Annotated in this window: 17 protein-coding genes; 5 read left to right on the forward strand and 12 right to left on the reverse strand. The window is 68.4% G+C overall.

Going from position 1 to position 21101, the window contains the following annotated elements:
- Positions 1-12: 12 nt before the first annotated feature.
- The 3 genes from GS4_RS13890 to mqo are packed head-to-tail and all read right to left on the reverse strand — an operon-like array spanning position 13 to position 4062.
- Positions 13-2103, reverse strand: coding sequence for a VWA domain-containing protein (locus tag GS4_RS13890; protein ID WP_007621549.1), 2091 nt, complete (start codon positions 2101-2103; stop codon positions 13-15).
- Positions 2100-2570 (reverse strand): GNAT family N-acetyltransferase, encoded by a 471-nt coding sequence (locus GS4_RS13895; RefSeq protein ID WP_007621550.1) that lies wholly within the window; start codon positions 2568-2570, stop codon positions 2100-2102. The genes GS4_RS13890 and GS4_RS13895 overlap by 4 nt, the downstream gene beginning before the upstream one ends.
- A 13-nt stretch (positions 2571-2583) precedes the next feature.
- Complete coding sequence (gene mqo, locus GS4_RS13900; RefSeq protein WP_439644623.1) at positions 2584-4062, reverse strand: malate dehydrogenase (quinone); 1479 nt, start codon at positions 4060-4062, stop codon at positions 2584-2586.
- A 225-nt stretch (positions 4063-4287) separates the two neighbouring features.
- Here mqo and GS4_RS13905 point away from each other — a divergent pair, with 225 nt between their 5' ends.
- Together GS4_RS13905 and GS4_RS13910 are read left to right on the forward strand one after the other, a co-directional pair.
- A complete protein-coding gene (locus tag GS4_RS13905; protein WP_007621554.1) occupies positions 4288-5370 on the forward strand; it encodes an alpha/beta hydrolase in 1083 nt (360 codons plus the stop codon).
- Complete coding sequence (locus tag GS4_RS13910; protein ID WP_007621555.1) at positions 5367-6770, forward strand: mycothione reductase; 1404 nt, start codon at positions 5367-5369, stop codon at positions 6768-6770. The genes GS4_RS13905 and GS4_RS13910 overlap by 4 nt, the downstream gene beginning before the upstream one ends.
- Before the next feature lie 33 nt (positions 6771-6803).
- On the opposite strand, the gene GS4_RS13915 is transcribed toward GS4_RS13910, so the two are convergent.
- The 3 genes from GS4_RS13915 to map are packed head-to-tail and all read right to left on the reverse strand — an operon-like array spanning position 6804 to position 10130.
- A complete protein-coding gene (locus GS4_RS13915) occupies positions 6804-7628 on the reverse strand; it encodes an alpha/beta fold hydrolase (protein WP_007621556.1) in 825 nt (274 codons plus the stop codon).
- 52 nt (positions 7629-7680) lie between these two features.
- A complete protein-coding gene (locus GS4_RS13920) occupies positions 7681-9213 on the reverse strand; it encodes a cobyric acid synthase (RefSeq protein WP_007621557.1) in 1533 nt (510 codons plus the stop codon).
- 50 nt (positions 9214-9263) lie between these two features.
- Positions 9264-10130, reverse strand: coding sequence for a type I methionyl aminopeptidase (map, locus tag GS4_RS13925; RefSeq protein WP_007621558.1), 867 nt, complete (start codon positions 10128-10130; stop codon positions 9264-9266).
- 183 nt (positions 10131-10313) lie between these two features.
- Here map and GS4_RS13930 point away from each other — a divergent pair, with 183 nt between their 5' ends.
- From GS4_RS13930 to GS4_RS13940, 3 genes are read left to right on the forward strand one after another with little or no spacing between them, the layout of a single operon-like run.
- Positions 10314-11348 (forward strand): heme/hemin ABC transporter substrate-binding protein, encoded by a 1035-nt coding sequence (locus GS4_RS13930; RefSeq protein ID WP_040510583.1) that lies wholly within the window; start codon positions 10314-10316, stop codon positions 11346-11348.
- Positions 11345-12430, forward strand: a complete 1086-nt coding sequence (locus GS4_RS13935) for a FecCD family ABC transporter permease (RefSeq protein ID WP_007621561.1) — start codon at positions 11345-11347, stop codon at positions 12428-12430. Before GS4_RS13930 ends, GS4_RS13935 begins: the two co-directional genes overlap by 4 nt.
- Positions 12427-13215 carry a heme ABC transporter ATP-binding protein gene (locus GS4_RS13940; protein ID WP_007621564.1) on the forward strand — a complete coding sequence of 263 codons (789 nt, stop codon included), beginning with the start codon at positions 12427-12429 and terminating at the stop codon, positions 13213-13215. The genes GS4_RS13935 and GS4_RS13940 overlap by 4 nt, the downstream gene beginning before the upstream one ends.
- A gap of 15 nt (positions 13216-13230) precedes the next feature.
- Here GS4_RS13940 and GS4_RS25615 read toward each other — a convergent pair whose 3' ends face one another.
- From GS4_RS25615 to dxr, 6 genes are all read right to left on the reverse strand, one after another.
- Positions 13231-14082: a DUF5336 domain-containing protein gene (locus GS4_RS25615; RefSeq protein WP_007621565.1), complete on the reverse strand. Its 852-nt coding sequence runs from the start codon at positions 14080-14082 to the stop codon at positions 13231-13233.
- A 309-nt stretch (positions 14083-14391) separates the two neighbouring features.
- Entirely contained in the window at positions 14392-16224 is a 1833-nt protein-coding gene (locus tag GS4_RS13950; RefSeq protein WP_040510545.1) for a penicillin-binding transpeptidase domain-containing protein, read from the reverse strand.
- A 119-nt stretch (positions 16225-16343) separates the two neighbouring features.
- Positions 16344-17180 carry a GNAT family N-acetyltransferase gene (locus GS4_RS13955; RefSeq protein WP_007621569.1) on the reverse strand — a complete coding sequence of 279 codons (837 nt, stop codon included), beginning with the start codon at positions 17178-17180 and terminating at the stop codon, positions 16344-16346.
- Between the two features lie 67 nt (positions 17181-17247).
- Positions 17248-18450, reverse strand: a complete 1203-nt coding sequence (gene ispG, locus GS4_RS13960) for a flavodoxin-dependent (E)-4-hydroxy-3-methylbut-2-enyl-diphosphate synthase (RefSeq protein ID WP_007621570.1) — start codon at positions 18448-18450, stop codon at positions 17248-17250.
- Between the two features lie 34 nt (positions 18451-18484).
- Positions 18485-19714 (reverse strand): M50 family metallopeptidase, encoded by a 1230-nt coding sequence (locus tag GS4_RS13965; protein ID WP_007621571.1) that lies wholly within the window; start codon positions 19712-19714, stop codon positions 18485-18487.
- Positions 19711-20886, reverse strand: a complete 1176-nt coding sequence (gene dxr / locus GS4_RS13970) for a 1-deoxy-D-xylulose-5-phosphate reductoisomerase (protein ID WP_040510546.1) — start codon at positions 20884-20886, stop codon at positions 19711-19713. The genes GS4_RS13965 and dxr overlap by 4 nt, the downstream gene beginning before the upstream one ends.
- Between the last annotated feature and the right edge of the window lie 215 nt (positions 20887-21101).

A 21101-nucleotide genomic window follows, 5' to 3' on the forward strand; every position in this document is an offset into this window, starting at 1 on the left:
TGTCGGCGACGGTCAGGCTGCGCGCCGCGGATCGGCGAGCGTGGCCGCCGACAGCTGCTCCATCGGCAGGCACGGCGCACCCAGTCGTGCGGCGAGCTCACCGGCCAGTCCGAGCCGGATCATGCCCTGCTCGCAGTCGACGACCACCGCATCCACGCCACGACGCCGCAGCGCGTCCGCGGCGTCGGCCGCACGTCGTGCGGGATCGGAACCGGCGGTGGCCCGACCGTCGGTGAGAATCACCAGCAGCGGACGCCGGGCAGGATCGCTGCGACGCGATCGTTCGATGAGATCGTGTGCGGCGACCAGCCCTTCGGCGAGCGGGGTCCGCCCACCGGTGCGGACGTCGGCGAGACGTCGGACGGCCACGTCGACCGACTTGGTCGGCGGCACGGCGACCTCCGCATCCGCGCCACGGGCACTGATCACGGCGACGCGATCGCGACGCGTATAGGAATCGCGCAGCAAGTCCACACAGATCTCGCTCACCGCGGCGAGCCGACGTCGTGCGGTCATCGAGCCGCTCAGGTCGACCAGGAACACGACGAGGTTCTGTTCCTGCGAGATCCGTTGCGCCGAGCGCAGATCCGGAATCGTCACCGCGACACCGGGGATGGTCGCGACATCGGTTGTCCGACCGGCAGCGGTCAGGACCGTCCCGAAGAGGTGCACCGGTCGGCCACGCTCGAAGGCGATCGCGTGCGTCGTCTGTCCGCGGCGGCTCCGTGCCGGCGATCGGCGACCGGGATCCCCGTCGCCGATGCCCGATACCCGGAGACGGCGGACGCGTCGCGCGGCACCCGATTCCGTCCGCCCGAACCGAGCACCGGGTACCGGCCCGGGCACGGCCTTCTCGTCGCCCTGTGCCGGGACCTCGCCGTCGGTCGCCGCGCCGGCGGCCTCGGACCGTGATCGGTCCGGCTGCGTCGCCTCGGACCGCTGATCTTCCGGAGCACGAGTCGCGTCCGGCTCGACGCCTCCCCCTGGACTGCCGTCGGGGCCGCCATCGTCCGGGCCCCCGTCATCCGGCCCGTCACCATCGGGGCCTTCGCCGTCCGGTCCCGCGTCGTCGGGGCCGCCGCCCTCAGGACCGTCGTCCGCGGAGGAGTCACCGGCCGAATCCGATTCCGCATCGGGAGTACTCTGCGCCGCTTCTTCGCCCGCGGCCATCGCCTCGTCGATCTGCTCGTCGGTGAGCCCGGAATCGTCGAACGGATTGCGTCGCCGACGATGAGGGAGGGCCAATTCCACCGCGACCCGCACATCGTCCGCCGAGATCTCGTCGGCCCCGCGCCACGCCGCATGGGCGGAAGCCGCTCGCGCGACGACGATGTCGCCGCGTAGTCCGTCGACGTCCAGATGTGCACAGACACCGGCGATCCGGCGGAGCTCCCGGACCGGGAGGCTCACGGCCGCGACGGCGTCCCGGGCCGCTGCTATCCGCTCGCGCAGGTCGACCTCGCCGGCAGCGTGCGCGGCGACGAAGCCCACCGGATCGGTGTCGAAGGCGATGCGCTGCGAGACGATGGAGACCCGCTCGTCGACGTCGCGTGCGGCGGAGACGTCCACGGCCAGTCCGAAACGGTCGAGCAGCTGCGGACGCAGTTCGCCTTCCTCGGGATTCATGGTGCCGACCAGGACGAAGTCGGCGGCCTGGGTGTGTGACACCCCGTCACGTTCGATGGTCACCCGACCACTCGCCGCGGCATCCAGCAGGACGTCGACGAGATGGTCGGCGAGCAGGTTGACCTCGTCGATGTACAGCACGCCGCCGTCCGCGCGGGCCAACAGACCGGGCGTGAACTCCGCGCGCCCGTCACGCAGGACGGCGGTGAGGTCGAGCGAGCCGATGACCCGGTCCTCGGTCGCACCGATCGGCAACTCGACCACACGTCCACGAGTGGACGACGGGTCTGCCGAGGTGCTGTCGTCCGGATCGACGAGCAGGGAGCCGAGACCACGGACGATCGTCGACTTCGCGGTGCCCTTCTCGCCTCGGATCAGCACTCCTCCGATGCCGGGCGAGATCGCGGAGAGGATGAGGGCGAGCTTCAACTGCTGCTGTCCGACGACAGCGCTGAACGGATAGCGGACGTCGGTCATCGCGTGGGTCCACCGCGTCGCATGGACACGTGCGGGATGCCGTCCTCCAGGTACTCGCCGCCATCGCTGCGGAAACCGAACTTGGCGTACATGTCCGTGAGGTACGCCTGCGCCTCGACCCGGCACTCACCGTCGCCGACCTCGGCGAGGGCTGCCTCCATCAACCGCTTGGTCAGTCCTTGACCGCGCGCGGACCGTTCGGTGCACACGCGACCTATCCGGAAGACCGTGGCCGACGAGCCGGGCTCGGCGTCCTCCAGCAGGCGCAGGGTCGCCAGGACCACCCCGTCGGCATCGGAGATCCAGAAGTGCCGGGTCGTCGACTCCAGATCGCGGCCGTCGAGTTCCGGGTACGGGCAGGCCTGCTCGACGACGAAGATGTCGACACGCAGGCGGAGGAGCTCGTAGACGGTCGCCGCATCGAGGTCGGCGGCCCAGCTGCGGTGCAGCTGACCAACCGAAGTCATGCTGTCGTGACTATCACACTGCCGACGCGGGTGCCAGATCCGCGGTGGTCGGCTGGACGGCCGAATGGTCACGGACGAGGTCGAGGCTGCGGTTGGTCCAGTCCCAGAGCTCGCGGAACAGATCGGGCTCGTCATTGAGCTTGCGACCGAACGACGGGATCAGCTCGGTGAGCTTCGACGACCATCCGGCGTACTCCTGCGGGAAGCACTTCTCGAGCACCTGCAGCATCGCGGGTACCGCGGTGGAGGCACCCGGCGACGCACCGAGCAGACCGGCGATCGTCCCGTCGGCAGCCGCGACGACCGCGGTACCGAACTCGAGCGAGCCGCCCACGCCGGTCTTCCGGATCACCTGCACCCGCTGGCCCGCGGTGATGAGCTCCCAGTCGCTGCCGAGCGCGCGCGGCACGAACTCCGAGAGTGTGGTCACGCGATCGGCGCGACTCGCGGCCAACTCGCTGATCAGATACTTGAGCAGCCCGAACTCCTGCGGCGCGATCGACAGCATCGGCAGGAGGTTGCCGGGCTTGACCGAGAACGGGAGATCGGTGACCTTGCCCGACTTGAGGAACTTGGGCGACCAGCCGGCGTACGGGCCGAACAGCAGGCCCGACTCGTGGTTGATTACGCGGGTGTCGAGGTGCGGCACCGACATCGGCGGCGCGCCGACTGCCGCCTGACCGTAGACCTTTGCCTGGTGTTCGCCGATCAGATCGGGGTTGGTGCACCGGAAGAACTCGCCGCTGACCGGGAATCCACCGAAGCCCTTGGCCTCCTTGATCCCCGACTTCTGCAGCAGGTGCAGCGCGCCGCCACCGGCACCGACGAACACGAACTTCGCATGGACGGTGAGCTTCTCCGCGGTGCGCTGGTTGCGGATCTTGACGATCCAGCTGCCGTCGGACTGCTTCGACAGGTTGGTGACCGAGTGGCCGAACCAGATGTCGCCGCCCTGGCCGACGAAGTTGAGCAACTGCTGCGTCAGCGCGCCGAAGTCGACGTCGGTGCCCTGGGTGTACCAATTGAGAGCGACGGGGTCGGAGAAGTCGCGACCGGCCGACATCAGGGGCAGACGCTCGGAGAACTCACCCGGGTCGGTGATGTACTCCATCCCTTCGAACAAGGTCTCTCGGGAGAGCTTGTCGTAGCGCTTGCGGAGGTAGTCGACCCCGGCGTCACCGTGGGTGAAGCTGACGTGCGGGATGGGGTTGATGAACTCGGACGGGTCGTCGAGGATGCCCTTGTCGACACTGTGCGCCCAGAACTGTCGCGACACCTGGAACTGTTCGTTGATGGTGATCGCCTTGTCGATGTTGACGTCACCGTCGGCCGTCTTCGGCGTGTAGTTCAACTCGCACAAGGCGGAGTGGCCGGTTCCCGCGTTGTTCCACGGGTCGCTGCTCTCGGCAGCGGCGGCATCGAGACGCTCGAACAAGCTGATCGACCAGTCGGGCTGCAACTGGCGCAGCAGAGCGCCCAGGGTGGCGCTCATGATGCCTGCGCCCACCAACGCCACGTCTGTCTTGATCACCGATTGAGACACGTAGAGCTCCACTTCAGGCTGGTCGGACGAACCTCGTCCCTCGTGTTCCACATTCTCCCTCATCGCACACCTGCATCAGGCATCGCCTCCGCCAAGTGTGCGCTGGGCGACAGTGCCACACCGACGGTCGAGTTCGGTCGACTGGGGCATCGCGATGCTCTCTAGAGTGGACGCGTGACCTCTTCAGCTGGGCAGGGCGCCGCCGACGGCGACCCGGGCCGACCCGACTGGCAACCGGACCGCTACCTCGAGACCTACGAGATGCTCACCCTCCCGCTGGCGCCCGACCCGGACGGCGAGGACCCGATCACCGCGACCCTGGTGCGCAAACGCGGATCGTTGACCGCCGGACGAGACGGGACCCCGCGGGCCGTGCTCTACGTGCACGGCTTCACCGACTACTTCTTCCACGAACCGCTCGCCGACTTCTTCCACGACCGCGGCTACGCGTTCTACGCGCTGGATCTGCGAAAGTGCGGCCGCTCGCTGCTGGCGGCGCACACTGCACACTTCGCGACCGACCTCGCCGTGTACGACGAAGAGCTCGGCCAGGCACTCGACGTGATCGTGGACGAGGTCGGCGGCGCATCGGGCGATCCCGACATCCTGGTGGCCGGACACTCGACCGGTGGCCTCATCACCACCCTGTGGCTGGATCGACTGCGATCAGCCGACCCGACCCGCCACGGCCGGGTGCGCGGGCTGCTCCTCAACAGTCCGTGGTTCGACCTCCAAGGCGATCGCGCGCTGCGGATGCCGCCGGCGAGTGCGCTGATCGAGACCCTCCGGCGGGTCCGTCCGTCGACGGTGATCCCCCAGGAGTTGTCGAGCGCCTACGGCGAGAGCCTGCACGACAGCGCCAACGGTGAATGGGACTACGACCTGGCGGTGAAGCCGCTGGGCGGATTCCCGGTCACCTTCGGCTTCCTGGGGGCGGTCCGGCGCGGCCACGCGCAGCTGCACCGCGGACTCGACGTCGGGATGCCGTCGCTGGTGCTGCGCTCGGACAAGACGGTCTTCGATCGCAGCTACCGCTCAACGCCCGACAACTCCGACGTCGTCCTCGACGTCCGGCAGATCGCCAGATGGAGTGGATGTGTCGGCGGCCGGGTGTCGGTCGTGCCGATCACCGACGCCCGACACGACGTGTTCCTGTCGGTTCCAAATGCCCGTGAGCAGGCCTACCGCGAGGTTGACCGCTGGTTGCGCCACACCGATGCCGAGCACGACAGCCCGGCGCAGGAGGTCTCGTCATGAGCCGCACCACCCATCAGGTCGATCTCGCCATCATCGGAAGCGGTAGCGGCAACTCGATCCCGGACGAGCGGTTCGACGACCGCAGCATCGCGATCTTCGAGGAGAGCACCTACGGCGGGACGTGCCTGAATGTCGGGTGCATTCCGACGAAGATGTTCGTCTACGCCGCCGAAGTGGCCGAAAAAGTCTCCGAGGCAGGCCGATACGGAGTCGACGCGACCCTGAACGGGGTGGACTGGCCCGCGATTGTCGGTCGCGTGTTCGGCCGCATCGACCCGATCTCGGCCGGCGGCCGCGAGTACCGCGTGGATCGCTGCCCGAACATCACCGTCTTCGAGTCCCATGTCGAGTTCGACGGACGCGACGCCGCGACCGGCCGATACCGCCTGGTGACCGCCGATGCCGAGGTGCTGGCGATCGAGGTGGTTCTGGCCGCCGGTTCGCGGTCGATCATCCCGCCCGACATCGCCTCCGGCGCAGCACCGTTCCACACCAGCGACGATGTGATGCGGCTGCCCGAACTGCCGGCCCGGATCACCATCGTCGGCGGCGGCTACATTGCAGCCGAGTTCGCGCACGTCTTCGGGTCCCTCGGGTCCGAGGTGACACTCGTCGTCCGCGGCCCGGCCCTGCTGCGCCATCACGACGAGGAGGTGTCACGCCGGTTCACCGAGTTGGCCCGTAAGAAGTGGAACGTCCGTCTGGACACCGAGGTGACCGCCACCAGCACGCTGGCAGACGGCACCGTGCGCCTCGGCCTGGACGACGGCACCACCCTCGACACCGACGCTCTGCTGGTGGCGACCGGACGCAAGCCAAACGGCGATCGGCTGAACCTGGGGTCGGTCGGCATCCACCTCGACGAACACGGTGCCGTCACCTGTGACGTCCACGGCCGCACACAGGCCGAACGGATCTGGACACTCGGTGACGTGAGCTCGCCGTACCAGCTCAAGCACGTCGCGAACCACGAGCAGCGCGTCGTCCAGGCCAACCTCGTGAAGGGTTGGGACGCAGATGATCTGGAGTCCTTCGATCATCGCTACGTACCGTCGGCGGTGTTCACCCACCCCCAGATCGCCACCGTCGGTCTGACGGAGGCCCAGGCCCGGGATGCGGGCACCCGCGTCACCGTGAAGGTGCAGGAGTACGGCGACGTCGCCTACGGCTGGGCCATGGAGGACACCACCGGCTTCTGCAAGATCGTGGCCGACGCCGACACCGGACTCATCGTCGGTGCACACATCATGGGTCCGCAGGCACCGACCGTCATCCAGCCCGTCATCCAGGCACTGTCGTTCGGTCAGACCGCGCGCGAGGTGGCCCGAGGACAGTACTGGATCCACCCCGGGATGCCGGAGGTCCTGGAGAACGCCTTGCTCGGCCTCGAATTCGACTGACCGGGGACGGAGCGGCGGCGATCCCGCCGCCGCTCAGAAGACGGCGGACCGCAACGAGATCTCACTGGCGAGAGCTGCGGCCGCCCGCTGCGGGATCCAATGGTCGACACCGTCCAGCTCGCAGAACCGGTAGTCGCCGTACACATATCGGCTGCTGAGCTCGGCCTGCTCCCGCCCCAGTGCGGCGTCGGCATTGCTCCACACCAGCGTCGTGGGCACCTCGATCGGCGGGCACGCCAGGTTCTTCTTGATGTCACCGGCGAAATTCGCTCGATACCAATTGAGGGCCGCGGTCAGCGCGCCAGGCTCTTTCAGGGGTTCCAGTTCTGCGGCGCTGACGCCTGCGTTGCGCAGCAGCGCTGCGTCGTCGGCGAGGAGGCGGTCCTCGGCTCCCTCGCTGAGGAAGTCCAGGATGTACGAGGACCGCTCTCGCTGATCGCCTGCCGCCAACGCCGCCTGCATCGCGGTCGGGTGGCCGGTGCTCGCGACCACGAGGCCGGTGAAGCGACCGAGATGCTTGCCGGCCAGATGCCAGGCGACGATGCCGCCCCAGTCGTGTCCGACCAGGAGTGCGTAGTGGATCTGCAGCGCGTCGAGCACGCCGATCACGTCGGCCACCAGGTGATCGAGCGTGTACTGGTCGACCTCTGTCGGACGCGCGCCGGCGCTGTAACCGCGCTGGTCGATGACCAGCGTCCGCAACCCGGCCTCGTGCAGCCGGGGCACGACCTCGTCGTAGCAGGAACTGTTGACGGGGAATCCGTGCAGCAGCACCACCCAGGGAGCGCCCGCCTGCCCGCCGATCCGGACGTCGAATGTGTGTTCCCCGACGGTGACCGCCCGCTGTTCAGTGTCCACGACGCCCAGCTTAGGTGAGACGGAGCCGGTACCGACGCGAGTGCGCGACGCGTCAGACCAACCGGTGGGTGATGACCGGCACGTCGGCGGCCACCCCCGTGCACACCACCTCGGCGAGCGCCTCGAGGTCCACGTGGGCCGTGACGAGATCGGCCATCAGGTCCACCTGTGCCGCCCGCACATCGTCGAATCGGATACCTGAATCCGCGATGAAGCCGCTGGTACCGACGGTGGCGGCGACCCACGTGAGAACCGAGCGCCGGAAATCATCGGATGCCAACAGACCGTGCCAATGGGTGCCACGGATCGCGCCACATGCGGCGCCTTCCGGGCCGGTCACATCGTCGGCGACCCACGGTGACTCGGTCGACTCCTCGACGCGGCCGTGATGGATCTCGTATCCGGTCACCCGGTGGCCGCCGGCCACGCCGTGAGCCGATCGGAGGACCTTCTCCGCATCGAACCGGACCCGAAGGTCGAGCAGACCGAGCCCGTCGACCGTGCCCACTGCGGACTCCACCGCGTCCTCGATGGACCGACCGAGCATCTGGAAGCCACCGCAGATCGCGATGATCGGCCGGCCTGCCTCGGCTCGGGCGACCACAGCATCGGCGAGTCCTCGACGTCGGAGCCAGTCGAGGTCGGCGACGGTCGCACGCGTTCCGGGGAGTACGACGAGGTCGGCCGCGGCCACCGCCGCCGGATCGTCCACCCACGTCACGTCGACGCCTGGTTCGCAGGCGAGCGCCTCGACGTCGGTGGAGTTCGAGATCCGCGGGAGCCGGATCGCGGCCACCGTGAGTCGCGGCCCCACCGCTCCCGCTCCCGCCGGTGGTCCGACGCGGCGACCGACCGGAACCGCAAGTGAGTCCTCGGCGTCGATCCAGAGCCCGTCGGCGAACGGGACCACACCGAGGGTCGGGCGTCCCGTGAGTTCGGCCAGGCGTCGGGTCCCCGGCTCGAGGATCGTCGGGTCACCGCGGAACTTGTTGATCACGTACCCGGCGATCCGACGCTGGTCGGCGTGATCGAGTATCGCGGTGGTCCCGAACAGGTGGGCCAGCGAACCCCCGCGGTCGATGTCGGTGACGAGAACCACCGGCAGGTCTGCCGCCTGCGCCAGCCCGAGATTCGCGATGTCGGTGTCGCGCAGATTGATCTCGGCGACCGAGCCGGCCCCCTCGCAGATGACGACATCGAACTCCTCGCGGAGAGCGGTGAGTTCGTCGGCGACCACCCCGGCCAGCGCCGACCGTCGTTCTAGGTAGTCTCGCGCCCCCACATCGCCGGCGGGACGACCGCGGACCACAACATGTGAACGACGATCTCCCCCGGGTTTGAGCAACACCGGATTGAACCGGGTGGAGGGCTCGAGACCGCAGGCATAGGCCTGGAGGGCCTGCGCACGTCCGATCTCGCCGCCGTCGGGGGTGACCACGGAGTTGTTGGACATGTTCTGCGCCTTGAACGGGGCCACGCGAACGCCTGCGCGGGCGAACGCCCGGCACAGTCCGGCCACGATCAGGCTCTTGCCCGCATCCGAACCGGTCCCCCCGACCAGCACGGCACCGCGCACATCACGCATCGGGTCGCGATCTCGTCCCTCGGCCGGTCGCGGCACAGGTTCTCCGGCCGTCAGGAGCCGGTGGGCAGCGTCAGGATCTCGGCACCGTCGTCGGTCACGACCAGCGTGTGCTCGAACTGTGCCGTCCACCGCTTGTCTGTGGTCGCCACCGTCCAACCGTCGTCCCAGATCTCGTAGCCGAGTCCGCCCAGGTTGATCATCGGCTCGATGGTGAAGACCATGCCCGGCTCCAGCACGGTGGTGACGTTCGGCTGGTCGTAGTGGAGCACCACCAGACCGTTGTGGAAGGTCTCGCCGATCCCGTGTCCGGTGAAATCGCGGACCACGTTGTACCCGAAGCGATTCGCGTACGCCTCGATGACGCGTCCCACCACGTTCAGCTCACGGCCCGGCCGCACCGCCTTGATCGCTCGGAGGGTCGCGGTGTGGGTGCGTTCGACCAGATCGGCGGCCTCGGAGTCCACGTCACCGGCGAGGAATGTCGCGTTCGTGTCGCCGTGTGCGCCGTCGATGTAGGCGGTCACGTCGATGTTGACGATGTCGCCGTCCTCGACGACAGTCGAGTCAGGGATGCCGTGGCAGATCACCTCGTTCAGCGAGGTGCAGCACGACTTGGGAAATCCCTTGTAGCCCAGCGTCGACGGATACGCACCGTGGTCGATCATGTACTCGTGTGCGATCCGGTCAAGTTCGTCGGTCGTCACGCCGGGCGCCACCGCCCGTCCGGCCTCGGCCAGCGCGTCGGCCGCGATCCGACTGGCGACCCGGACCTTCTCGATGGTCTCCGGGGTCTGCACCCACGGCTCCGACCCCTCGTTGACGGTCGCCTTCCAGGCGTATTCGGGACGCTCGATGGAATCGGGCACCGGACGTGTCGGCGACACGGTGCCGGGCCGGAGAGCAGCACGGACTGTCATGCCCTCCACTGTATGCCCGCCGCGCCCGCCGTCCCCCGCAGCCCGTGACCGTGCCGACCCGACCCTCGGGACTCATCGCGGGTCGACGAGGCCGCACAGATACGACGACTAAGGTGACACTGAGTTGCCGGAGAACTCGCACATCGGGACGGCACCCGCAGGAACGGAGGACCGGTGACACGCTTGCGACCGAGGGCGCGACTGCTGGGGCTGGTGGCGGGGGTACTCGCACTCGCGCTGATCGGAACCGGGTGCAGCACCGCCCCGATCGAGCAGCCCGGCGCCTCGTCGGCAGCCGCGTCACATCTCCGCGACGGCCCGTCGACCGCTGAACTCGATCGGCCCGACATCGTCCCGGTGACCTCGAATCCTGCGATCACCCTGCCCGCGACCGTGCCGTCGGTCGGTCAGCCGGACGTGACCGTGAGCGACGCGAGTCGGATCATCGCCGTCGACCGCAACGGGTCGCTGGGCACCATCGTCTTCTCTCTCGGGCTCGGCCCGAAGGTCGTCGGCCGCGACACCTCGACAGCCTTCCCGGCGGCGCGCTCCCTGCCGCTGGTCACCGACCGAGGTCACACGTTGAACGCCGAATCGGTGCTCGCGCTCCGACCGACGGTCGTCCTGGTGGACGAACAGACGATCCCCCCGCAGGCAGTCGACCAGATCCGCGCCTCCGACATCCCGGTGGTCGAGTTCTCGTCGAAGCGGACCATCGCAACGACACCTGCGCTGATCCGGTCGGTGGCAGCAGCCCTCGGGGTCCGGCCCGCAGGTGACGCCCTCGCGCAGCGGACCCTCGGCGAGATCGACGCAGCGAAGAAGCAGGTGCCCTCGCCATCTGGCGACCCCACCATCGCCTTCGTCTACATCCGCGGCCCGCGCCTGACACTGCTGGCCGGACCGAACTCGGGCGCCGACGATCTCATCGCCGCACTGGGTGGCCGCGATGCAGGGACCGCCGCCGGGTTGTCGGGAGCGTTCACCGCGATCAGCGCCGAGGCCATGGTGCGGGCAGACCCCGACGTGCTGTTGGTCATGACCGAAGGCGCCGAGTCGGTCGGCGGCATCGATGGAGTACTCGCGTTGCCCGGTATCGCCGAGACACAGGCCGGTCGGCATCGCCGGGTGGTCCAGATGGACCAGACCGAGGTCCTCGCATTCGGCCCTGACGTCGGACTCGTTCTCGGCGCGCTGGCGCGGTCGATCTACACATGACCACGATCGAACCGACTGCGCGACCGGCCACCCGCCGCCCGCCGCGACCGCGGCGAGCACGGGCCGCCCTCGTGGTGACGGTGATGCTCGCGCTCACCTTGCTCGTCGTGATCGCCTCCGCCGCACTCGGGCGCGTGGAGATCCCGCCGATCGAGGTGCTGGGCAGTCTCGCCCACCACTTCGGACTCGACGTCGGCCCGCTGCCCTCCCACCCGCAGGGCGAACACACGCTGTGGGTCATCCGGTTTCCGCGGATCGTGCTCGGACTCCTGGTGGGAGCGGCACTGGGCGCCGCGGGCTGCCTTCTCCAAGGCGTGCTCGCCAACCCATTGGCCGAGCCGGGCGTGATCGGGGTCTCGTCCGGCGCCGCCGTCGGCGCGTGCCTGATGATCGTCATCGGCGGTGTCGGCGTGAACGGTTGGGCTCTCGCCGGAGCCGCCTTTGTCTTCGGACTGATCACCGCCGCCGCCGTGTACGTGCTCTCCCTCCGGGACGGCGCATCATCGGCGATCATGTTGGTACTCACGGGTATCGCGGTCAACGCGTTCGCGCTGGGCATCATCGCGTATCTGACCTTCGTGGCCACCACGGCCGCGCGCGAGCAGATCGTCTTCTGGCAGTTGGGTTCACTCGCCGGCGCCACCTGGGGCGCGGTCTGGATCGTCCTACCGCTGGTGATCGCGGGAGTCGCCGCGGCGATGGTCCTCATCCACAAACTCGACCTCCTCGCGCTGGGCGAGATCCAGGCCGCCTCACTGGGAGTCAACGTCGAAACGGTACGGCGTCAGGTGATCGTCCTGGTGGCGATCCTCACGGCCGCCGCGGTCGCGTTCACCGGGATCATCATGTTCGTCGGCTTGGTGGTCCCCCACCTGATGCGGCTGATCGTCGGTCCCCGGCACTCGATCCTGCTGCCCACCAGCATCATCGGCGGTGCCATCGTGATCGCCGGCGCCGACCTCGCCGCCCGGACGGTGATGGGTGACGCCGATCTCCCGCTCGGGGTCTTCACCTCGCTGATCGGCGGCCCGGCCTTCTTCGTCCTGCTGCGACGCAGCCGACATGCCGGAGCCGGCTGGTGAGTGCCGCCGACGATCATAAGGGCATCTCCGCCGACGACATCCACGTCACACTCGGTGGTCGAGAAGTGGTCTCGGGTGTCTCGCTTAACGTTCCGCCGGGGACGCTGACGGCGTTGGTCGGTCCGAACGGGTGCGGGAAGACCACACTGCTGTCGGTGATCGCGGGTCTGCGTACGCCGGCATCCGGAGCGGTCACGATCGACGGCACTCCCCTCGCAGCGATGTCGTCGCGGCGCCTGGCTCGGCACCGGTCGGTGGTGACACAGCAGAACCGTTCCGACACACCGTTCACCGTCTACGAGGTCGTGGAGATGGGGCGCTACCCCTGGTTGCGGACACCGGCGGCCGCCGACTCGCCCGCCGTGATCGAAGCCGCCATCGCCGCATGCGATCTGGCGGAGATCGTCGATCGACCGTTCGCGCAGCTGTCGGGTGGTCAGCAGGCCCGGGTCTCGTTGGCGCGGGCGATCGCCCAGGACACGCCGGTGATGGTCCTCGACGAACCGACCGCGGCGCTCGACATCCATCACCAGGAAGCGGTCCTCGACATCCTGCGCCGCCATCGCGAGCGAGGACGTGCGATTCTCCTGGTGGTGCACGATCTCTCACTGGCTGCGGCCTACTCCGATCGGGTGGCACTGATGAAGGACGGACGTCTGCTCGCGGAGGGGCCCACGCGCGAGGTGTTCACCGCCGATCGGCTGTCGGCGACCTACGACCATCCGGTCGAGATCTGGGATCACCCCGACAGTGGTCAGCCGGTCGTCATCCCACGCCGGCGGTGAATCGACGCCCGACGCTCATTTGCGCTTGACCACCGCCGCGATGCCCGCGATGGTCAGCAGGATCCCGAACACCAGCGTCAGCCACAGGCCGATGCCGACCTTGAATCCGAAGAACTCGATGTCGCCGACATCGCTGATGTCGACGGCGGCGATGGCGATCACGATGAGTCCTGCGACGATCGCCACGATGCCTGCGATCAGGTGAAGGACCGATTGCTTGCGGATGATCGCGCTGGCTGCGGCGACACCTCCGGCGATCAGCGCGAGGACGAGCGTGATGATGCCGTCGGTCGCGCCGGTGTCCGACGTCCCGACCCCGTTGACCGTCACCGGACCGGTGACCCATGGCAGGAACGCCGAGATCAGGACCAGCACCGAGATGCCGACGATCGCCCAGGAGATGATCCCGACGATGGACGACACCGGCCCGGTGACACCCGCAGGTGCGCCGAAACCGCTCGCCGCGCCGTAGGGCTGTTGCTGCCCCGGCTGGCCGTATGCGGGAGTGCCGTATGGGGATCCGGGGGCCTGACCGTAGTGGTTCGCGCCGTAGGGATCCCCTTGCGCAGGCGCGCCGTATCCGGGTGCGCCCTGACCGGGGGTTCCATGAGCGCCGCCACTTGTCGGGGGCTGGCCCGGCTGTCCGTATTGCGGCGATCCGTAACCGGGGGCGCCGTATTGGGGTTGCCCCGGCTGGGCCTGACCGGGTTGGGACTGACCGGGTTGGGAGTGCTGACCGGGCTGGGCTCCGTAGTTCGGCGCTCCGGGCTGTTGGCTCTGCGGCGGGCCCTGAGGCTGGCCGTACCCGGGCGCACCCGGCGGCGGCGCGGGTTGACCGGGGCGATTGTAGGGATCTGGTTGCGTCATGGTGACCTCGTCACTGGATGCCGATGAGTAAAGCAACCATAAACTCCCGCCCGCCCGTGCACATCGAAATGTCTGCCGATTGATGCACGACGAGGGAATCGTCGCCGGGAGCCTACAAGCGTCGGCGGAACGAGGTGTGCGGGCGCAGGCGATGTCTCGGTCGGATTTCTGACACCTGAGCGGGTCTCGGTCGGGTATGTGCACACTCGGGTCCGCACACGTGTCAGTTGTCCGAGTACGAAGCTGTGCGGTCCAGTCGCGTCCCGAGCGGTCGGTGTCCTTCGCGATCGAATGCGCGGCTCGAGCAGCTCAGGGTGCTGCCGGGATGCCGTATCCGGGTGGCAGACCCGCGAAGAAGTCGCGCGTCACGGCGACCGCGTTGTTCGAGTCACCACCGCCGACGACGAGCGTCGCGAACGCCATGTCACCGCGATATCCGGCGAACCACGCATGCGAGCCGCCGGCGAACTCGGCCTCACCGGTCTTGCCGAGCACGTCGCCCTGTCCGGCGATGACGGTCGCCGTACCGCCCGTGACCACCGCACGCATCATCGGACGCAGCTGCGTCACGACCTCCGGGGGCAGCGCGGGGGTCGGGCCTGCGACGGTGGTCTTCTTGCCGAGGATCAGTTGGGGCACCGGCGCCTTGCCGTTGGCCACCGTTGCCGCGACCAAGGACAGCCCGAGCGGGCTCACCAGCACCTTGCCCTGACCGAAGCCGTCCTCGCTGCGCGCCACCAGCTCGGCGTCGATCGGAACCGAGCCGGACACGGCATCGATCCCCGGGATGGTGTACTGCTGGCCGACTCCCATCGCCGCAGCGGTGTGCGCGAGATCGGACGGCCCCATCCGGCTGGCCAGGCTGGCGAACGTGGTGTTGCACGAGTTGGCGAACGCCTCGAGCATCGGCACGGTCCCCAGCGAGAAGCGGTTGTAGTTGGGGACGAGCCGGGGGCCGATCTCGATCTCACCGGGACACGGCACCAGGGTGTCGGGGTGAGCGAGGTTGCGCGAGATCGCCGCCGCCGCGGTCACCATCTTGAAGGTCGATCCCGGCGGGTACAGGCCGGTGGTCGCGATGGGCCCCTGCCGATCGGCTGCGGGATTCTGTGCCACACCGAGGATTTTCCCCGTCGAGGGTTGGACCACCACCATCGCGATCTGGAATCTGTTGGTGGCGTCCACGGCCCGCTGCGCGGCGTTCTGCACCGCGCGCGACAAGCTCAACGAGACTGCCGGAGCCGGGTCCGGGTCATGGTCGGCGAGGACGTCGGCGTCGAGACCGTTCGGGTTCACCGTGACCACTCGCCAGCCCGAACGACCGTCGACCTCCGAGTTGACCACCTTCTTCACCTGCTGCAGCAGGGCGGGTGCGAAGGTCGGGTCCTTGGGCACCAGCTCGGCCTGTTCGTTGGTGACCACGCCGGGGATGGCGAGTTGATCGCGGAGCTGGTCGAAGTCGCGCTCGCTGATCCGCGTGATCGGATAGGGCGAATCGGTCGCGGTGGCCCCCTCGGCGATCGCCTGCGCGGAGAGTTTCGGGTCGTATCGACGGAGAACGTCGACGAGCCGGGTCACCGAATCGGCCACCGACCCCGACTCCGCTGCCTTGCGGGCGTCGAAGTTGATGCCGATCACCGAACCGTTGACCATGACCTCGGAGCCATCGGACTCGTTCACCGTGGCGCGAGGCGCTGCGAGACTGCGGAGCGAGAGCCGCTGGTTGGCACCGAGGTCGGGGTGGATGTCGGTGGTGGTCCAGCGGACCGCCCAGCCGGTGTCGGATCGCCCCAGCCGGATGGTGGCCGGATAGCTCCACTCCCGATCGCGCGGCAGACCCCATTTGTAGATGACGTCGATCTCGGCTGTGTCGCCGGTGACCCGTGCGCGCCCGGTGGAGGCCGACAACGTGGTCGCCGACAACCCGTCCCACGCCGCGGTGAGCCCTGTCTTCGCGTCGGACGGCGAATCGGTCAACGCAGCTGCGGCACCCATGTCCCGAGAGCCGAAAGCGGAGAGGAACTGCTCGACGGCAGTGCGTGGGCCGTCATCGACTGTCGAGCAGCCAGAAATCCCGATCGCGATCGCGGCCGCTGTCGTCACACCGACCACGCTGATCGCTCGCCGCCTCAACTGTCTCATCAGTGGCGATCATAGAACGGCGGCCGGCCTTCCGAAGTGCGCCACGCGCAGGGGTTTCGGTGAAAACTGCACGAGATCGCCGACGATGCGCGCCGCGAAAGCTGTTCCCGCAATGGCGCTCAGTCGACGAGCACGGTCGCGAATCGACCCACCTCGACGAAACCGGCTGTGCGGTAGGCGGCGCGTGCCGACGCGTTGAAATGGTTCACGTACAGGCTCGGCGTCCGTCCCTGCGCGAGGATCGCCGCAGCGACGGCGGCGGTCCCGCGGGTCCCCAGGCCCTCGCCACGCCGGGCGGGCGATACCCACACACCCTGGATCTGGCCGACACGTCGTGACAATGAACCGATCTCGGCCTTGAAGACGACCTCATCGCCGTCGAATCGGGCGAACACCCGCTCGGCGGAGATCAGTGACGACAGGCGACGCCGGTACGAACGGCCTCCGTCACCGGCACACGGGTCCACCCCGACCTCACCGATGAACATGTCGATCGCCGCAGGAAGGTAGGCGTCGAGATCATCGTGGGTGACCAGGCGGACGCGAGGATCGGGGGCGACCGCCGGCGGCCCGGACAGCGCCAGCAGCGGCTGATCGGCACGGACCTCACGCGCCGGCCCCCACGCGGCGGCGGCCCGATCCCAGAACGCACAGACGAGATCCGACCGTCCGACGATCGACGAACAGACCCGCGGCCCGGACGTCGCCCGGTCGGCGAAGTAGTCCATGTCGGCGAGCGAGCCGGTCAACGGGATCAGATTCGCACCGGAGAAACACAAGGAGGTCGACGGGTGGTCGGCGGTCCACAACTCACCGCCGAGCAGTCGGGGGTTGACGCCGTGCGTCTCGAAACGAGCAGCCACCATGCACATCGCCACCGGATCGGAGCCGAGGACGCGCTCTACCGCCGCGGCGTCGCGCGCGCCGAGTGGCTTGTCGCCCAACAGCTTCAGCATGAGCTGCTCCTCGATCCCACGGAGATTGTCACCGTCTGCAGCCGTCGGTGGCCACAGTCCGCGGGCGTCAGCCGACGGTCACCACCGGCGACCCCACTGCCGTGCCCTCTCCAGTTTCACCCGAGTCGTCCGCAATCCGCAGCGCTTCCTCGATCAGAGTCTCGACGATCTGCGCCTCAGGCACGGTCTTGATGACCTCTCCCTTGACGAAGATCTGCCCCTTGCCGTTGCCGGAGGCGACTCCGAGGTCGGCCTCGCGGGCTTCACCGGGACCGTTCACGACACAGCCCATGACCGCGACACGGAGCGGGACCTCCATGCCCTCGAGTCCGGCGGTGACCTCGTCGGCGAGCTTGTACACGTCGACCTGGGCGCGACCGCAAGACGGGCAGGACACGATCTCCAACTTCCGCGGGCGCAGGTTCAGCGACTGCAGGATCTGGTCGCCGACTTTGATCTCCTCGGCCGGAGGCGCCGACAACGAGACCCGGATGGTGTCTCCGATGCCCTGGGAGAGCAACGCTCCGAACGCGACCGACGACTTGATGGTGCCCTGGAATGCCGGGCCTGCCTCGGTGACCCCGAGGTGCAGCGGGTAGTCGCATTGCGCGGCGAGTTGGCGATACGCCTCGACCATGATCACCGGGTCGTTGTGTTTCACCGAGATCTTGATGTCGCCGAACCCGTGCTCCTCGAACAGGCTCGCCTCCCACAGCGCGGACTCGACCAGCGCCTCGGGGGTGGCCTTGCCGTACTTTTTGAGCAGCCGTGGATCCAGCGATCCGGCGTTGACGCCGATCCGGATCGGGATGCCGGCGTCCTTGGCGGCGAGCGCGACCTCCTTGACCCGACCGTCGAATTCCTTGATGTTGCCCGGGTTCACCCGGACGGCGGCACAGCCGGCGTCGATCGCGGCGAAGATGTACTTCGGCTGGAAGTGGATGTCGGCGATCACCGGGATCTTGCTCTTCTTCGCGATGATCGGCAGCGCCTCGGCGTCCTCGGGACGGGGGCACGCGACGCGCACGATGTCGCAGCCGGACGCGGTCAGCTCGGCGATCTGCTGGAGTGTCGCGTTGATGTCGTGGGTCTTGGTCGTCGTCATCGACTGGACCGAGATCGGGTGGTCGCTGCCGACGCCCACCGAACCGACCTGGATCTGGCGGGTCGTGCGGCGCGGTGCAAGCACCGGCGGCGGACCCGCGGGCATGCCGAGACCGACCGACACGCCGGCCGGACTGGGGCCTGCGGATGTCTGCGGGGCGTTCATCTCTTCACCTCGGTGTTCTGGGGCTGGACGGGAATCAGAAGATCTTGATGGGGTTCACGATGTCGGCGGTCAGGGTGAGGACCATGAAGCCGCCGAGCACGATGACCACCGCGTAGGTGACGGGCATCAGCTTCATGTAATCGACCGGGCCCGCGGCGGCGCGTCCGAACATCCGGCACAGCGCGTTACGAAGCCTCTCGTAGAGCGCGATGGCCATGTGCCCGCCATCCAAGGGTAGTAGCGGCACGAGGTTGAACAGTCCCAAGAAGAAGTTGACGCTGATCAACAGCAGGATGAACGAGTCCCAGTAGCCGCGCTCGACGGCCTCCCCGCCGAGCACCGATGCACCATAGACGCTCACCGGGGTGTCGGCCGCACGCTCACCACCGGTCACGGCGGTCCACAGCGCGCCGATCTTGCTGGGCAGCGAGAGCAGCGCGTTCCAGGTCTCCTGGGCGAGATGGCCGGTGAAGACGACCGCACCCGGGATGATGTCGAGGCCGTCGTAGTGCAGCACCGACGGCGGCGCGTCGTAGGTGATACCGACCATCTTGTAGTTCTCGGTCGCCGATGTTCCGTCGCTCTTGGTCTCGGTGACGCTCACGGGCTCGGGGGTCATCGTCAGGTCGAGCCGCTGCTCGCCGCGCTGGACCGTCAGGACGATGGGACCGGTGCTCTCACGGATGATCGGGGTCAGATCGGAAGCCTGCCCGACCGACTGGCCGTTGGCGGCCACGATGGTGTCACCGGGCTGGATACCCGCCCTGCCGGCGGGTCCGGTGCCCGAACACGGCGACTTGGTCTGACCGTCGGCCGAGCTGTAGGTGATCGACGACGAGACACAGTCGATCTGCGCGACTTTGGCCGGGGTGGGCGGTGCGGCGATGTTGGGAAGCCCCCAGACCAGGCCCGCGACGACGATCAGGACGAATCCGAGGATGAAGTTCTGGGCCGGACCGGCGAAGAGCACGACCAGCCGCTTCCAGGTGACCTGCTTGTACATCGCGCGCTCACGCTCGTCGGCCGTCAGCTCCTCGTAGGGCGTCATCCCGGCGATGTCGCAGAACCCGCCGAGCGGCAGTGCCTTCACGCCGTACTCGGTCTCACCGCGCCGGGTGGACCACAGCGTCGGCCCGAAGCCGACGAAGTAGCGGCGGACCTTCATGCCGGTCGCCTGTGCGGCCCACATGTGGCCACACTCGTGCCACGCGACCGACAACAGCAGCGCCGCGGCGAAAAGTGCGACACCGATCGCGAAACTCACGTACTCACTCCGTCCGCATGGGCCGCGACCAGCGAGGCCGCACGATCACGGGCCCACCGGTCGGCGGCGAAGACCTCTTCCACAGTACCCGGCGTCGTGCGCCACTGATCTGCCTCGGCGAGCACGTCGGCGATGATGCCCACTATCCGCGGGAAGGGGATGGCACCTGCGAAGAAGCCGTCGGCGGCCGCCTCGTTGGCGGCGTTGTAGACCGCCGTCAGACTGCCGCCCGCGGTGCCGGCCGCGCGCGCCAGCTCGATTGCCGGGAAGACCTGGTCGTCCACGGGCTCGAAGGTCCATTGCGCGGAGGTCGAGAAGTCGCAGGCGGTGGATGCGCCGGGTACGCGGTCGGGCCACCCCAGCGCCAGTGCGATGGGTAACTTCATCGACGGCGGTGAGGCTTTCGCCACGGTCGCGCCGTCGACGAACGTCACCATCGAGTGGACGATCGACTGGGGGTGCACGGTCACGTCGATGTGGTCGTAGGCGACGTCGAACAACAGGTGCGCCTCGATCACCTCCAGCGCCTTGTTCACCAGGGTCGCCGAGTTGAGGGTGATGAGCGGTCCCATCGACCACGTCGGGTGCTTACCCGCCTGTTCCGGGGTCACATGCTCGATCTGCTCGGCCGTCCAGCCGCGGAACGGACCGCCCGATGCAGTGAGGACCAGTCGGTCGACCTCGTCGGGGGTCCCCGAGCGCAGGCACTGCGCGATGGCCGAGTGCTCTGAGTCGACCGGGACGATCTGACCTGGCGCAGCGGCGTCGAGGACCAGCGCTCCCCCGGCGACCAGGGACTCCTTGTTGGCCAGGGCCAGACGCGCGCCGGACTCCAGCACCGCCAGGCTGGGCCGCAACCCGATCGACCCGACCACCGCGTTGAGGACCACGTCGGCGTCGGCCTCACCGATCAGTGCGCAGATCGCGTCCGGCCCACCGAGGACCGCACCGTCCAGACGGCGTCCCAGTACATCAGCGGCAGCGGCGTCGGCGACCGCGATGCGCGATGCAGGGACCGACCAGGTGCGGGCCTGCCTCTCGAGCACGTCGAGGTTGCCACCGCCGGCGGCCAGACCGACGAGCTCGAACCGCTCGGGATGTTCGGCGATGACCTCGAGGGCCTGGACCCCGATCGAGCCGGTCGACCCGAGGATGAGCACACGTGTCGTCACCGGTTCATTGTGGACCACCCGGCCGTCGGCGGACCGACGCCCCGATCCGCCGCGCCGCGGTCGTCGATGCCCGACACCACGTGTCGGGGCGATCGGTACGTCGCGTCGCGCGCATCCCGCCCGGTGCCGCCGACCCGCGCACGGGTTCGGGTTATGCTGATCCCGAACTACTACCGACTGTCAGACTTCTGACGTCCGCGCAGTGAGGAGCCATC

Source organism: Gordonia soli NBRC 108243 (assembly GCF_000334455.1).
Lineage (GTDB): Bacteria > Actinomycetota > Actinomycetes > Mycobacteriales > Mycobacteriaceae > Gordonia > Gordonia soli.

Excerpts from the sequence above, each read along its gene's own strand:
- GS4_RS13890 (WP_007621549.1), bottom strand. The coding sequence starts at position 2,103 with ATGACCGACGTCCGCTATCCGTTCAGCGCTGTCGTCGGACAGCAGCAG.
- GS4_RS13895 (WP_007621550.1), bottom strand. The coding sequence starts at position 2,570 with ATGACTTCGGTTGGTCAGCTGCACCGCAGCTGGGCCGCCGACCTCGAT.
- mqo (WP_439644623.1), bottom strand. The coding sequence starts at position 4,062 with ATGAGCGCCACCCTGGGCGCTCTGCTGCGCCAGTTGCAGCCCGACTGG.
- GS4_RS13910 (WP_007621555.1), top strand. The coding sequence starts at position 5,367 with ATGAGCCGCACCACCCATCAGGTCGATCTCGCCATCATCGGAAGCGGT.
- GS4_RS13920 (WP_007621557.1), bottom strand. The coding sequence starts at position 9,213 with ATGCGTGATGTGCGCGGTGCCGTGCTGGTCGGGGGGACCGGTTCGGAT.
- map (WP_007621558.1), bottom strand. The coding sequence starts at position 10,130 with ATGACAGTCCGTGCTGCTCTCCGGCCCGGCACCGTGTCGCCGACACGT.
- GS4_RS13935 (WP_007621561.1), top strand. The coding sequence starts at position 11,345 with ATGACCACGATCGAACCGACTGCGCGACCGGCCACCCGCCGCCCGCCG.
- GS4_RS25615 (WP_007621565.1), bottom strand. The coding sequence starts at position 14,082 with ATGACGCAACCAGATCCCTACAATCGCCCCGGTCAACCCGCGCCGCCG.
- GS4_RS13950 (WP_040510545.1), bottom strand. The coding sequence starts at position 16,224 with ATGAGACAGTTGAGGCGGCGAGCGATCAGCGTGGTCGGTGTGACGACA.
- GS4_RS13955 (WP_007621569.1), bottom strand. The coding sequence starts at position 17,180 with ATGCTGAAGCTGTTGGGCGACAAGCCACTCGGCGCGCGCGACGCCGCG.
- ispG (WP_007621570.1), bottom strand. The coding sequence starts at position 18,450 with ATGAACGCCCCGCAGACATCCGCAGGCCCCAGTCCGGCCGGCGTGTCG.